8 protein-coding genes are annotated in these 14,314 nt (G+C 72.9%); 6 read left to right on the forward strand and 2 right to left on the reverse strand.

Translation table 11 applies throughout. From position 1 onward, the window contains the following. The first annotated feature begins 308 nt into the window (after positions 1-308). The 5 genes from VGL20_08835 to VGL20_08855 all read left to right on the forward strand — a co-directional run bounded on the left by VGL20_08835 (position 309) and on the right by VGL20_08855 (position 9,051). Positions 309-2,639, forward strand: a complete 2,331-nt coding sequence (locus VGL20_08835) for a galactose oxidase-like domain-containing protein (GenBank protein HEY2703781.1) — start codon at positions 309-311, stop codon at positions 2,637-2,639. Between the two features lie 97 nt (positions 2,640-2,736). Beyond that, positions 2,737-3,813: a redoxin domain-containing protein gene (locus VGL20_08840; protein ID HEY2703782.1), complete on the forward strand. Its 1,077-nt coding sequence runs from the start codon at positions 2,737-2,739 to the stop codon at positions 3,811-3,813. Between the two features lie 14 nt (positions 3,814-3,827). Further along, positions 3,828-4,565 (forward strand): cytochrome c biogenesis protein CcdA, encoded by a 738-nt coding sequence (locus VGL20_08845; protein ID HEY2703783.1) that lies wholly within the window; start codon positions 3,828-3,830, stop codon positions 4,563-4,565. A 79-nt stretch (positions 4,566-4,644) separates the two neighbouring features. Beyond that, complete coding sequence (gene acnA, locus VGL20_08850; GenBank protein HEY2703784.1) at positions 4,645-7,395, forward strand: aconitate hydratase AcnA; 2,751 nt, start codon at positions 4,645-4,647, stop codon at positions 7,393-7,395. Positions 7,396-7,455: 60 nt separating this feature from the next. After that, the gene (locus tag VGL20_08855; protein ID HEY2703785.1) at positions 7,456-9,051 is read left to right on the forward strand and encodes an alkaline phosphatase D family protein; all 1,596 of its coding nucleotides are present in this window, start codon (positions 7,456-7,458) and stop codon (positions 9,049-9,051) included. Positions 9,052-9,055: 4 nt separating this feature from the next. Here VGL20_08855 and VGL20_08860 read toward each other — a convergent pair whose 3' ends face one another. Further along, complete coding sequence (locus tag VGL20_08860; GenBank protein HEY2703786.1) at positions 9,056-9,880, reverse strand: class I SAM-dependent methyltransferase; 825 nt, start codon at positions 9,878-9,880, stop codon at positions 9,056-9,058. Between the two features lie 88 nt (positions 9,881-9,968). Between VGL20_08860 and pepN the strand changes: the two genes are divergently transcribed. Further along, complete coding sequence (pepN, locus tag VGL20_08865) at positions 9,969-12,473, forward strand: aminopeptidase N (GenBank protein ID HEY2703787.1); 2,505 nt, start codon at positions 9,969-9,971, stop codon at positions 12,471-12,473. Between the two features lie 10 nt (positions 12,474-12,483). Here the strand turns inward: pepN and VGL20_08870 are convergent. Next, positions 12,484-14,314 (reverse strand): acyltransferase (locus VGL20_08870; protein ID HEY2703788.1); only part of this gene is annotated, 1,831 nt, incomplete at its 5' end.

A 14,314-nucleotide genomic window follows, 5' to 3' on the forward strand; every position in this document is an offset into this window, starting at 1 on the left:
GGGGGGAGGCGTAGCCTCCCCCCGGTAAAGACCCGTGTGAGATCACTCGGGCAACTCGCACCGCACGCAGATCACTCGGCCACCTGTAACGGCCATAGCTGGCAGGTAGCCCTGTACGGACAGCAGTGTCGCGCGATCTGCGTCCACCGCTCAGCCCGTACTGTCAACGATTTTCCATCGTGTCCACCTTTGCCGTCATCGACTTCGTGAAAGTTGTTCTCCTGCAAGGAGATTGCAACGTCCGGGTCACGGGGGCTGTCTCTCACTGCAGAGGGGATGCGTCACAGCGAAGAGGAGGAAGCACCAGCATGATCGAACGACGCCCCGGCAACCGGTGGCGCCTCAGCATGGGGACCGCGGTCGGAGCCCTGGTCATCGTCGGCGCGGCCGTCACCACCGGCTCCGGTCCGGCGAAGGCGGCGCCCGCGGGCGCCGGCCCCGACCAGGTCGGTTCCTGGACCGCACCGTTCGAGGAGGGTGGGACCAACACCCCGCGGTGCGTCAAGGGCACCGACGGCCGCGCCGTCTGCAAGCCGGTGGGCTACGCCCAGGCGATCACCAAGGACGGCCGGGTCTTCTACTTCAACGGCATCGAGAGCTCCGAGAACGTGCAGTACGGCTCGCCGGCGGAGCTCTCGCCGGAGTCGCGCGACAGCCGCGCCCGCGTCCTCGACCTGCGCTCCGGCACCCCGACCTGGATGACCCCAGGGCACGAGACCGGCGGCGCCGTCAACCCGAACCTGAAGCCGGGCGACAGCTGCCAGACCAGCGACCCGCTGGGTGTGGCCGGCGTCCCCGGCCGTCCCGGTGACGGCTTCGTCGGCAGCCTGGTCGGCGGCGCCATGACCGGCACCGCCACCGGCGTCCAGCACAACCCGACCTGCACCCCCGACACCGGGGTCGGCAACGCCGGCGACATGTTCTGCGCCGACTTCGCCAACCTCGCCGACGGCCGCTTCCTCGTGGTCGGCGGAACCGGCTGGTACAACGAGCCCGGCAGCGGTCTCGACCGCGCCCACGGCTATCCCTACGACCTCGGCGCCATCGAGCTCGAGGGCCTGCGCAGCGCGCGCATCTTCAACCCCGCGACCAACGACTTCCAGGTGGCCGCGCCGATGAAGTACGGCCGCTGGTACCCGACCGCCACCACCCTGTCGGACGGCAAGGTGTTCGTGGCCAGCGGCGTGACCAAGCTGATCAAGAGCACCCAGCTCAGCGAGGTGCGGCGGACGGAGACGTACGACCCCGCCGCCAACACCTGGACCGAGAACTACACCGGGCCGCTCTCCGAGAACTCGCTGCCGCTGAACGCCCGGATGTTCCTGACCCCGAACAATAAGATCTTCTATCTCGGCGCCGGCCAGTCCTGGGGCCCCTTCGGCCAGTCGGTCGACGAGGCGCTCTTCGCCCTGCAGCAGTTCTTCGATCTGAAGACCAAGCAGTGGCAGGTGGTCGGACCCAACCCGCTGGGCACCCGCAGCAGCCCCTTCTCGGTGGCGCTGCCGATGGCGCCGCCCTACGACAAGATGACGATCATGACCTACGGCGGCGTGCTCGGCCCGCCCCCCGGCGGTGAGCTCGCGGTGCCCTTCACCCAGCTGACCACGGTCGACAGCAACGGCAACGTGTCCAACCGGATGGGGGCCGACCTGCACCATCCGCGCTGGTTCGTCTCCGGCGTCGCCCTGCCCGACGGCAAGGTGCTCGCGCTCAACGGGGCGGACAAGGACGAGGTCATCAACCCCGGCACCGAGTCGCCGGTCCGCACCCCCGAGCTCTACGACCCGGCCACCAACACCTGGACCGACATGGCCGCCGAGAGCCGTGACCGCACCTACCACAACTCCGCGGTCCTGCTCCCCGACGGTCGCGTCCTCAGCGGCGGCCACTCGCCCATCCCGGCGAGCTACGGCGCCCACCACACCCTGATGCCGGGCATCACCGCGAACAACGACAAGGACCCGAGCTTCCAGATCTGGAGCCCGCCCTACCTGTCCTACGGCCCCCGGCCGAGGATCACCCACGCCCCCCACGGGGTCGCCTGGGGCTCGACCTTCACCGTGAACGTGGACGACCCGACCTCGATCAGGCAGGTCGTGGCGATGCGCACCCCGTCCCAGCAGCACGTCAACGACAACGACACCCGGACCCTGCAGCTGGCCTACACCCAGACGGGCCCGCACACCCTGACGGTGACCGCCCCGCCGACCGGCGTGGTGGCCCCCCCCGGCTCCTACTACCTCTTCGTCAACCGGGGCAACCCCAGGGGCCTGACCCCGTCGGTGGCCCGGATCTTCATGCTGGGCAGCACCTCGGACAGCTCCGAGGCGGTCCAGCCGGTGCCCGATGACGTGGCGCCCGCCAGCGGCGGCAGCGCCACCCAGGTCAAGGACGACAGCTACCAGGCCACCTACCTGGGCGCTGCCGGCCAGCAGTTCAACCAGTCCGTCGGCCGGACGGCGCATCCCGCGCTGACCGCCAAGGAGAACGGCATCAGCGCGCTGTCCGCCCGTCTCAGCGGCTTCCTGCGCAACACCCCGGGCGGCGGTCCGCTCGTGGTGACGGGCCTGCTCGTGGCCCTGGTCGCCGGTCTCGGCGTCCGCACCCGGCGGTGGATCGTCCGCCGCGCCAGGGGCTGACCCACACCCGACCCACAATCGAGAGGGGGTGCCCCGGGGCACCCCCTCTTCTGCTTCCCGCCATCCGCACGCAACACGTGGCGGGTATACACGGGTGATGCGATTCCGCCCGTCCTTTCGCTGGGCGCTCGGCGCCGTGCTCGCGGTGGTCGCCGCCCTGGTCATCGGCGTGGCGGTGACCCATCCGTCCGCCGATCCCGGCGGCGGTCAGGCCGGTGGCCCGGGGGTGGCGTCGCTCGCCCCGATCGGCGACCGCCAGCAGGTCCCCGACTTCACCGGCATCCGCGGGTGGATCAACAGCCCCCCGCTGCACCGCGACCAGCTGCGCGGCAAGGTGGTGCTCGTCGACTTCTGGACCTTCTCCTGCGTCAACTGCACCCGCACCATCCCCCACCTCCGCGCGCTCTACGACCACTACCGCGACCGCGGGCTGGTGATCGTCGGGGTGCACTCGCCCGAGTTCGACTTCGAGAGGGACCCCGCCAACGTCACCGCCGCGGTGCGCCGGCTGGGGGTGACCTGGCCGGTGGCGCTCGACAGCGACATGGCCACCTGGAACGCCTACACCAACCAGTACTGGCCCGCCGAGTACCTGGTCGACCGCCAGGGCCGGCTGGCCTACTTCCACCCCGGCGAGGGCGAGTACGCCACCACCGAGAACGCGGTGCTGCAGCTCCTCGGCGGCGGCGCCGCCGCCGCCCCCGCGGCCACCGGCGTCCCCGGTCCGGGCTCGGACCTCACCCCGGAGCTGTACGCGGGCAGCGTCCGCGGCAGCCTCGGCGACGGCGAGCAGTACGGCGCTCAGGGCGCCCGGGTGGACTACCCCGACCACGGCGACCCCCGCGCCCGCGACCGGCTGACCGTCGCCGGGGGCTGGGTCGACCACGCCGAGTACCTGGAGGCGGCGACCGCCGGGCACGTCCGGCTGCGCCTCCACGCCGGCGACGTCTACGTGGTCGGCGGCAGCGCGACCGGCGCGCCGCTGCAGGTGGGGGTGAGCCTCGACGGCGCCCCGGTGCCGGCGGCGGGCCGCGGCCCCGACCTCGCCCCCGGCGGGCTCACCATCACCGGTCCCGACCTGCGCCACGTGCTCCAGGGGGTGGGCCCGGGCGACCACGTCGTCGACCTCGCGGTGCCCCCCGGCTTCCGCCTCTACACCTTCACCTTCGGCTGAGGCGGCGCCCGCTCATGGTCGCGCTCCCCACCCTGATCGCCACCTTCATCGCCGGGTTGGGCTCGTTCCTCAACCCCTGCACGCTGCCGCTCCTCCCCGCCTACCTCTCCTATGCCGGCGGCATCTCCGCTGCCGAGCTCGCCGACCCGGAGCGGCGCGCCGGCCACCGCGGCCGCCTGGTCGGGGGCACGCTGCTCTTCGTCGCCGGCTTCGGCGCCGTCTTCGTCCTCCTCGGCATCGGCGCCGGCGGGCTCGGCCGGCAGGTCCGCCAGGCGCAGCGGCCGGTGGAGATCGCCGGCGGGGCCGCGATGGTGGTGCTGGGGCTGGCCCTCGCCGGGGTGATCCGCGCCGGCTGGCTGGAGCGCGGCGCCAGCCTGCGTCTGCCCGGCCGGGTCCGCGCCGCCGGCCTCTGGTCGGCCCTTCCCCTGGGAGCGGTCTTCGCGATCGGCTGGACCCCGTGCGTCGGCCCCTACCTCGCCTCGGCGCTCACCCTCGCCGCGGTGAGCTCGCACGCCGGCGCTGGAGCGGTCCTGCTCGCCGCCTACGCCCTCGGCCTGGGCCTGCCCTTCGTGATCGCCGCCCTGGTCTACGCGTCGCTGCCGGACCTGGGGCGGCGGCTGACCCGCTTCGCGGTTCCCGCCGCCCGGGCCGGCGGGGTGCTGGTGGCCGCGCTGGGGGTGCTCCTGCTCAGCGGCCAGTACTCGCGGCTCACCTCGCTGCTGGCCTCGCTCTCCGTGCCCCACGGCGGATAGCGATCCGGCCGGGCTGCTCCCGGTGCGCCAGGTGCGATCATCTCCGGTCGCGCTGGTCAACCGGTGGAGGAGCAACCGCATGGCGGAGGATCGTTTCGGGGCGCGCGCCGCGCTCGGCGGCGTCGACGGGGTGGAGATGTACCGGCTGGACCGGCTCGCCACCCTGGGTGTCGGCGACCCCTCCGGCCTCCCGGTCACGGTCAAGATCCTCCTCGAGAACCTGCTCCGCCACAGCGGCGAGCGTCGCGTCGCCGAGGGCGACGTCGAGGCGCTGGCGCGCTGGGCCCCGGGCGCCGGCGCCGACCAGCGTGAGCGTGCCTTCACCCCGGCGCGTGTGCTGCTCCAGGACTTCACCGGCGTGCCCGCGGTCGTCGACCTCGCGGCGATGCGCTCGGCGATGGCCCGGGCCGGCGGCGACCCCTCCCTGGTCGACCCCCTGGTGCCCGTCGACCTGGTGGTCGACCACTCCGTCCAGGTCGACGCCTTCGGCTCGGCGCAGGCGTACGCTGCGAACATCGAGCGCGAGTACGAGCGCAACCGGGAGCGCTACGAGCTGCTGCGCTGGGCCCAACAGGCCTTCAACGGCTTCCGGGTGGTGCCTCCGGGGATGGGCATCGTCCACCAGGTCAACCTCGAGTACCTGGCGTCGGTGGTGGCGCTGCGGCAGCAGGGCGGAGGCCGGATCGCCTTCCCCGACACCCTGGTGGGCACCGACTCGCACACCCCGATGGTCAACGGCATCGGCGTGCTCGGCTGGGGGGTGGGGGGCATCGAGGCCGAGGCCTGCCTGCTCGGCCAGCCGCTCTTCCTGCTCACCCCGGTGGTGGTGGGCGTCCGCTTCCACAACGCGCTGCCCCCCGGGGTCACCGCCACCGACCTGGTGCTCACCCTCACCGAGCTGCTCCGCAGCCACGGAGTTGTGGGCAAGTTTGTCGAATTCTGCGGCACCGGGCTGTCGGCGCTGACCGCCGCCGATCGGGCGACGATGGCCAACATGTCGCCCGAGTTCGGCGCCACCGCGTCGCTGTTCCCCGTCGACGCGCAGACCCTCCGCTACCTGCGCGAGAGCGGCCGCGAGCCCGGCCACGTCGAGCTGGTGGAACGCTACTGCCGCGAGCAGGGCATGTTCCGCACCGACGAGGACGAGCCGCCGCGCTTCAGCGAGATGGTCGAGCTCGACCTCGCGACCGTGGAGCCGAGCCTCGCCGGGCCCAGCCGGCCCCAGGACCGGGTGCCTCTGAGCCGGGTGTGGCAGTCGTTCTGCGCCAAGTTCGGCATGCCCGTCGACGCCGCCCCGACCAACGGCACCGTCGCCGAGGAGCTCAGCACCCTGGAGAGCGAGGGCGGCAGCCCTCACCCCGCCGACGTGGTCCGGGGGCGGCGCCGCGGTGACGGCATCAGGGCGCTCACCGACGGCTCGGTGGTGATCGCGGCGATCACCTCGTGCACCAACACCTCGAACCCGTCGGTGATGATCGGCGCCGGGCTGCTGGCCCAGCGCGCCCTCGAGCGCGGCCTCCGCCTTCCCGACCACGTCAAGACCAGCCTCGCCCCGGGCTCGCGGGTGGTCACCGACTACCTGGAGCGCGCCGGCCTGCTCGAGCCGCTGAACGCGCTGCGCTTCAACCTGGTCGGCTACGGCTGCACCACCTGCATCGGCAACAGCGGGCCCCTGCCCGACGCGGTCGCCGAGAAGGTCGAGGACCACGACCTCGCGGTGGTCGCGGTGCTCTCCGGCAACCGGAACTTCGAAGGCCGGATCCACCCGCAGGTCAGGGCCTCGTACCTCGCGTCGCCGCCGCTGGTGGTCGCCTACGCGCTCGCCGGCACCGTCAACATCGACCTCACCACCGATCCCCTCGGCTTCGACCACGACGGCGTCCCGGTGATGCTGCGGGACATCTGGCCCAGCTCGGAGGACGTCACCGAGGTGATGGGCAGGGTGCTCGGCCGGGAGATGTTCGACCGCGAGTACTCGCGGATCTTCGAGGGCGACGAGCACTGGCGGCTGCTCCCCGCGCCCACCGGATCGATGTTCGAGTGGCAGCCCGACTCCAGCTACGTCCAGGAGCCGCCGTTCTTCACCGACCTCTCGTCCGAGCCCCACACCCCCGGCGACATCGAGGGGGCGCGGGTGCTCGCCCTGCTCGGCGACTCGATCACCACAGACCACATCTCGCCGGCGGGGGTGATCGCGCGCAACAGCCCGGCCGCCGAGTACCTCACCGAGCACGGCGTCGAGCTGCGCGACTTCAACACCTACGGGGCGCGGCGCGGCAACCACGAGGTGATGGTGCGCGGCACCTTCGCGAACATCCGGCTGCGCAACCGCCTCGCCGGCGGCCGCGAGGGCGGCGTCACCGAGCACCAGCCCAGCGGCGAGGTCACCACCATCTTCGACGCTGCGATGCGCTACCAGGCCGAGGGCACCCCGCTGCTGCTCATCGCCGGCCGCGAGTACGGCTCGGGGTCGAGCCGGGACTGGGCGGCGAAGGGCCCGCTGCTGCTCGGGGTGCGCGCCGTCATCGCCGAGTCCTACGAGCGCATCCACCGGGCCAACCTGGTGGGGATGGGGATCCTGCCGCTGCAGTTCCAGCCCGGCGAGACCGCGGAGTCGCTGGGGATCAGCGGTCGCGAGACCTACACCCTGCGCGGCATCGCCGGCGGCCTGACCCCCGGCGGCGAGGTTGCGGTGACCGCCCGCGCGGAGGACGGGTCGGAGGTCGCCTTCACCGCGGTGGCGCGGCTCGACAGCCTCACCGACGTCGACTACCACCGCCACGGCGGCGTCCTCCCGCTGGTGCTGCGGCAGCTGATGAGCAGGAGCTGAGGGCTGCCCGAGCTGGTCCTCGGTCCCATCGTCCGGCACCTCGGCGCCGGCGAGGCCACGGTGTGGGTCGAGACCGACGCGCCCTGCACGGTGGAGATCCTGGGCTGCCGGGCGCGCACCTTCGGCGTGGCCGGCCGTCACTACGCCCTGGTGGTCGTCGGAGGCCTGACCCCGGGAGTGCCCAGCCCCTACGAGGTGGGTCTCGACGGCGAGACGGTCTGGCCGCAGCCGTCGTCGCCGTTCCCGCCGAGCGTGCTCCATCCCCCGGGCGCCGGAGGGGTGCGGCTCGTGGTCGGGTCCTGCCGGGTCGGGCATCCCCACCACCCGCCCTACACGCTCATGCCCGATCAGCACCGCGACGGGCACGGGCCCGACGCCCTCGAGGCGCTCGCCCTGCGCATCGCCGGGGAGCCCCACGAGCACCGTCCCCACCTGATCCTCCACATCGGCGACCAGGTCTACGCCGACGAGCTGCCGCCGGCGACGGCCGCGATGGTGCGGCGCCGCGACCGCCCCGGGCTGCCCGGCGACCAGGCGGTCGATCTCGAGGAGTTCCGGAGCCTCTACGTCGAGTCGTGGACCCACCCGGCGGTCCGCTGGCTGCTCTCCACCACCGGCAACGTGATGCTGTTCGACGACCACGAGGTGCACGACGACTGGAACACCTCGCTCGCCTGGGTCGAGGAGATGCAGCTCCGCCCGTGGTGGCGGCGGCGGCTGGTCGCGGCCTTCGCGAGCTACTGGCTGTACCAGCACCTCGGCAACCTCAGCGCCGCCGAGGCCCGCGACGACCCCGGCCTCGCTGCCGCGCAGGCCGCCGGCGACGATGCCACGGCGGTGGTGCTCGCCCTCGCCGCCGAGGCCGCGGACCATCCCCGCGGGTGGCGCTGGAGCCACGCCCACGAGCTCCCGCACACCCGCGTGGTGGTGGTCGACTCGCGCGCGGCGCGGGTGCTGGAGCCGGAGCGCAGGGCGATGATCGACGGTCCCACCGAGGCGTGGCTCGCACCGCGGCTGCGCGGGGACGTCGACCACCTGCTGGTGGTGAGCTCGCTGCCGGTCCTGCTGCCGCCCACCCTGCACCACCTCGAGCGCTGGAGCGAGCGGGTCTGCGCCGGCGCCTGGGGGCCGGCGGCGGCGCGCGCCGGCGAGCGGCTGCGCCAGGCGATCGACCTCGAGCACTGGCCCGCCTTCGGGCGCAGCCTGCACCGCCTCCTCGACGGCGTCTCCGAGGTCGCGGGAGCGGGTCGCGGCACCGCCCCCTCCTCGCTGGTCCTGCTCGGCGGCGACGTCCACTTCGGCTACGTGTCCCGAGCCCACTGGCCGGGCTCGGCGGCGGCCACGCCGGTGCACCAGGTGGTCAGCTCGCCGATGCGCAACCCGCTGTCCCGGCGGCTGCGCCGCGAGGTGCGTGCCGGGCTCCTTCCCGGCGCCGCGGTGCCCGCGCGGGTGCTGGCGCGGGCGGCCCGCGCCGCTCCCCACCCGGTTCGATGGCGCCTCGACAGCGGGCCCTGGTTCGACAACCAGATCGCCACCCTCGAGGTCGAGGGTCGGCGCCTCACCCTGCGGGTCGAGCGCGCCGTGCTCACCGGCGACGGGACGCCGGCCCTCGAGCCGCTCGCCGAGAGGCGGCTCGACGCAGGCCACCCCTGCTAGCCTGCTAGCCGCGCGTGGGGCCACTCCTGCGCAGCCAGAAGGAGCCGCCGTCGGCCTGCACGCCGGCCATGTGCGGGTCCTGCCAGATCGGCTCGAGGACCCGGCGCAGCTCGTCGTCGAGGCTGACGAACGCGTTCGGGAGGAGGATCTCCAGGTGGGGACCCTCGGCGAGGAGGGCGACGGCCAGCAGGTACTGCTCCGAGTAGAAGCGATCCGCCCAGGCGGGCGGGTAGTCCCAGGGCAGGAAGATGTCGTGGAGGTGGACCAGCACCCCGGGTCTCAGCCGCGGGATGACGTCGAGGAACTGCGCGGTCACGTCCGAGTTCATGAAGCACCGGTGCGACCCGTCGACGAAGAGGATGTCGCCGTCCCCGAGCTGGTCGACGACGGCGACGTCGACGTCCTCGAAGGGTGCCCGCACCACCTCGTCGCAGATGGGGTCGATCTCGGCGCGGGGGCAGGGGTCGATGGAGACGATGCGGGTGCGCAGACCGTGGTCGCGGATCGCCCGCCTCGCGATCCTGGTGCTCATCCCCGACCCGACCTCGAGGTACCGCGCGGGATCGTTCCCGGCGAGCAGGCAGTGGAGCGCGATGGCGTCGAGGCCGGGGAACCAGTCGTTGACCCAGTGCGGATCGGGCGCGCCGGCGGGGGCGTCGAGGGGGATCCGGAGGAAGCACTCGCGGTGGGCGAGGAAGCTCTCCAGGAGACCCCGGTAGCGGTCGCGGCCCCGGTCGATGATCGCGGCCAGCCGGGGATGCGGCGGCCTGCCGTGACCGTAGCGCGGAACGCTCCGGACCGGATAGTCGAGGTGGATCTCGCTGGTCACCGCGGCATCCTACCCGCGGTGCCCCGGGCTCGAGGTCCCCTCCCCCGGGGGCGCCCCACGGTGAGGCTGCGGTACGCTGCCTCGCCTGATGCCGAACCAACCGCTGACCCGTGACGAGGCGCGCACCCGCGCCGCGCTGATCTCCGAGGTGTCGTACCAGGTGGCGCTGCGCCTCGAGGACGGCGACACCTTCGAGAGCGACACCACCGCCGAGTTCAGCTGCTCCCAGCCGGGGGTGGCGACCTTCATCGATCTCGAGGCGCCCGCGCTGGTCAGCGCCGAGCTCAACGGCCGGCCGGTGCCGGCCGGGGCCTTCAACGGGTCGCGGCTCCAGCTCGACGGGCTCGCCGAGCACAACCGGCTGCGGGTGGTGGCTCGCTGCGCCTACGGCCGCACCGGCTCGGGGCTCCACCGCTTCGTCGACCCGGTCGACGGCGAGACCTACCTGCACTCCCAGCTCGAGCCGTTCGACGCCCACCGCATCCTCAGCTGCTTCGACCAGCCCGACCTGCGCGCCCCGCTCCGCCTGCGGGTGTGGGCTCCGGCGAGCTGGGCGGTGGTCGCCAACTCGGCGCCGGTCGGGCCGGCGCTCGAGGGCTGGCACGCCTTCGAGCCGACCCCGCCGATCGCCACCTATCTCTACGCGGTCTGCGCCGGTCCCTACCAGCCGGTGCACGCCGAGCATCGCGGCATCCCGCTGGGCATCTGGTGCCGGCGCTCGCTGCTCGAGCACCTCGACTCCGACGAGATCTTCGACATCACCCGGCGCGGGCTCGACTTCTTCGAGGCGCTCTTCGACCATCCCTACGCCTTCGGCAAGTACGACCAGGTCTTCGTGCCCGAGTGCAGCGTCGGGGCGATGGAGAACCCCGGCTGCGTCACCTTCACCGAGCGCTACATCTTCCGCGCCCGGGTGACCGAGGCGGCCCGCGAGGCGCGCGCCTCGACGATCCTCCACGAGATGGCGCACATGTGGTTCGGCGACCTGGTGACGATGCGCTGGTGGGACGACCTCTGGCTCAACGAGAGCTTCGCCACCTACATGGCCACCCACTCGCTGTCGCGGGCCACCCGGTTCACCAACGCCTGGGTCACCTTCGCCAACGAGGAGAAGACGTGGGCGCTGGCCCAGGACCAGCTGCCCTCGACCCACCCGATCGTCGCCGACATGACCGACACCGACGCGGTGCGCACCCACTTCGACGGCATCACCTACGCCAAGGGTGCGTCGGTGCTGCGCCAGCTGGTCGCCTGGGTCGGCGAGGAGGCGTTCACCGCCGGGGTGCGCACGTACTTCCGCCGGCACAGCTTCGGCAACGCCGAGCTCCGCGACTTCCTCGCCGTGCTCGAGGAGTCGTCGGGCCGCGAGCTCGACAGCTGGGCCCGGGAGTGGCTGCAGACCGCCGGGGTGAACACCCTGCGCCCGGTGCCGGGCCCGGGGGGCACCGGCGTGGCGATCGCCCAGGAGGCGCCCGCGCACCTGCCCACGCCGCTGCGCCGCCACCGCCTCGCGCTCGGCCTCTACGCGATGAGCGACGGGGCGCTGCGCCGGGTCGAGCGCAGCGAGCTCGACGTCGCCGGGATGCTCACCCCGGTCGAGGGCATGCGCCCCGCGGCCGACGGCGAGCTGCTGCTGGTCAACGACGACGACCTCACCTTCGCGAAGATCCGCCTCGACCCGCCCTCCCAGGACACCGCGCTCCGCAGCCTCTCCCGCCTCGAGGCGCCGCTGCCGCGCACCCTGTGCTGGGCGGCGGCCTGGGACATGACCCGCGACGCCGAGCTGCCCGCGACCCGCTGGGTGGCACTGGTGGTCGAGCACGTCGCCGGCGAGACCGACATCGGCACCCTGCAGCGATTCCTCGGCCAGGCCGAGCTCGCCGCGGACCTCTACGCCGACCCCCGGCACCGCCCCGGGCTGCGCGAGCAGCTCGCGGTCCGCGCCGAGGCCGCCCTCGACGCCGCCGAGCCGGGCAGCGACGTCCAGCTCGCCTGGGCGCGCTGCCTCATCTCCACCGCCTCCGGCGAGCGGCTCGGCTTCGTCCGCGGCCTGCTCGACGGCACCGTCGAGGTGGCCGGCCTGGTGGTCGACACCGACCTGCGCTGGCTCATCGTCGCCACCCTGGCGGCCGCCGGCGCCGCCGGGCGCGAGCTGGTCGAGGCCGAGCTCGAGCGCGATCCCAGCGACATCGGCCGTCGCCGCGCCGCCGGGGCGATCGCCTCCATCCCCGACCCCGAGCTGAAGCGGGAGACCTGGGAGCGCATCACCACCGACCGCGAGCTCCCCCTGGCAACCCTGCAGGCGATGATGGGCGGCTTCCACCGGGCCGGCCAGGACGACCTGCTGCGCCCCTACGTCGACCCCTACGTCGACGTGCTCCCGGAGATCTGGCGCGAGCGGGTCACCGAGGAGGCGATGGCGATGACCGGCGGCCTCTACCCGGCGTGGATCGTGGACGACGGGGTGGTCGCCGCCGCCGACCGGGCGCTGCGGCTCGGCCTCCCCGCGATCGCCAACCGCATCCTCGCGGAGAACCGCGACCGCACCCTGCGGGCGATGCGGGCCCGCGCCGCCGACGGCGCCGCCGGCTGAGCCGAGCGGCCTACCGGGGTCGGTAGCCGTCGAGGAAGCGGAGGATCGCCGCGATGTCGTACGGCACCGGCACGGTGTGCTGCACTCCGACCATCGCCACCCGCGACACGTGGGGACCGCTGGTGGTGGGGTAGCCGGCATGGGTGTCGGCGGTGCCGTACCACATCTGGTAGGGGATGGAGATCGTCTGGGCGGGCTGGGTGGCGCCCGCCGCGCGGATCGAGTCCAGGTGCTCGTTGGGGAGGTGGCCGTAGGGCAGGATGCCGACCGCGGCCGTGACCGAGCCGGGCGGGGCGGAGGCGACGTAGTTCAGCAGGGCGATCGTGCCCATCGAGCAGCCGATCAGCGTGATCGGCCGGTCGGGGCTGTACCTCGCCTTGAGCGCGGCGATGGCGTTGACGACAGTCCTGTTCCCCCAGGTCTCGGGGCCGCCCTCGTCGGTGAAGATCACCTCGTAGCCGTCCGCCCTCGCCGCGTCCAGCAGATCCCCGAGGGCGGGATGGAGCGGTGACTCGGCCATCCCGTGCAGGTAGATGAGCACTGGTTTCGGACGCGGAGGAGCGGGCGTGGGGATGGGGGTCGGCACCGGAGTCGGCGCGGGGATCGGCACCGTCGTCGACACCATCGGAACCGCCGTGGGCGCTGCGACGGTGGGCTGCCTCGTCGCCGCGCTCACCACCACACTGGGCCTGAGCAGCTGGTGGAGGCCGCCGACACCGGCCGCGAGGACGGCGAGGCCGCACGCGGTCGCCGCCACCTTGGTCGCCAGCCGGCGGCGCGGCACCGGTCCCTGTGGCGATGTCGCCCTGGTCGACACCAGCCGGCGGAACCTCATCGCGGGCGCCTCGACGAGGTGCCAGGAGACGAGCGCGAGCGCGACGGTGACCGGGGTGGACACCGCGAACAGCACGAGCGGATGAAGGTGCCCGCCGGCGAGGCTGAGGACGCTCTGCTGGATCGGGAAGGCCAGCAGGTACATGCCGTAGGAGGGGTCGCGGCGCTGCAGCACGGCACCGATGGGCATCCGCAGCTGGGCGAGGTAGACCACCTCGTAGGGCAGCACGACATTGCTGACCCACGGGGCCCATGGGTGACCGTAGCTCGACAGGAGGATGGCGCCGAGACCGACGCCGACGTACCAGCGCATCGGGACGCGGTCGCGGAAGGCGTACAGGATGGCTCCGACCACGAAGTACCGGGCGAAGGGTGCCAGGTACCTGGGCTGGAGGATCTCGACGGGGATGAAGGTGACGTATCGGTCCCAGGGCAGGGTCACCGCCACCAGGAGGAGCGCCGCGCCCACCCAGCGCCATCTGCGCAGCAGCAGGAACGCGATCAGCGGCATCGCGCAGTAGAGCGTGATCTCGTAGGCGAGGGTCCAGGTGGAGCCGTTCACGGCGGCCGCGACATTGCGCGTGAACACGCCGGGAAGGTCGTACTGCTGGTAGAAGAAGACGAGGTTCCACAGGTAGTCCCTGGTCTCGGTGGCGTGGAAGTACGTGCCCATCGACCGGGACGTCATCAGCGGCCCGATCACCAGCAGCGCGAGGAGGACGGCGAAGGTCGAGCCGGGGACGATGCGGAGGAAGCGCTTGAGGGCGAAGAGCAGCGGCCGGGGATCAGCTCTCCAGCTTCCCAGGAGAAGATGGCCGCTCACCACGAAGAAGGCGCACACGGCGAGGGTTCCGATGTCCGTGTACCCGAGGAACCGGGTCAGCGGAGGCGCCGAGCCGGTGAGCCGGTACGAGTGGTCGAAGATGACCGCCGCTGCAGCCAGCACCCTGATCAGCGTGAAGTTGTTCCGCCAGACATCCGCGGACCTGCCGGCCCGCTTTCCCGTC

The sequence above is a fragment of the Candidatus Dormiibacterota bacterium genome (genome assembly GCA_036495095.1).
Taxonomy (GTDB): Bacteria; Chloroflexota; Dormibacteria; order Aeolococcales; family Aeolococcaceae; genus CF-96.

What these genes read in the sequence shown, in the direction of transcription:
- VGL20_08835 (HEY2703781.1), top strand. Translation starts at nt 309, where the DNA reads ATGATCGAACGACGCCCCGGCAACCGGTGGCGCCTCAGCATGGGGACC.
- VGL20_08840 (HEY2703782.1), top strand. Translation starts at nt 2,737, where the DNA reads ATGCGATTCCGCCCGTCCTTTCGCTGGGCGCTCGGCGCCGTGCTCGCG.
- VGL20_08845 (HEY2703783.1), top strand. Translation starts at nt 3,828, where the DNA reads ATGGTCGCGCTCCCCACCCTGATCGCCACCTTCATCGCCGGGTTGGGC.
- acnA (HEY2703784.1), top strand. Translation starts at nt 4,645, where the DNA reads ATGGCGGAGGATCGTTTCGGGGCGCGCGCCGCGCTCGGCGGCGTCGAC.
- pepN (HEY2703787.1), top strand. Translation starts at nt 9,969, where the DNA reads ATGCCGAACCAACCGCTGACCCGTGACGAGGCGCGCACCCGCGCCGCG.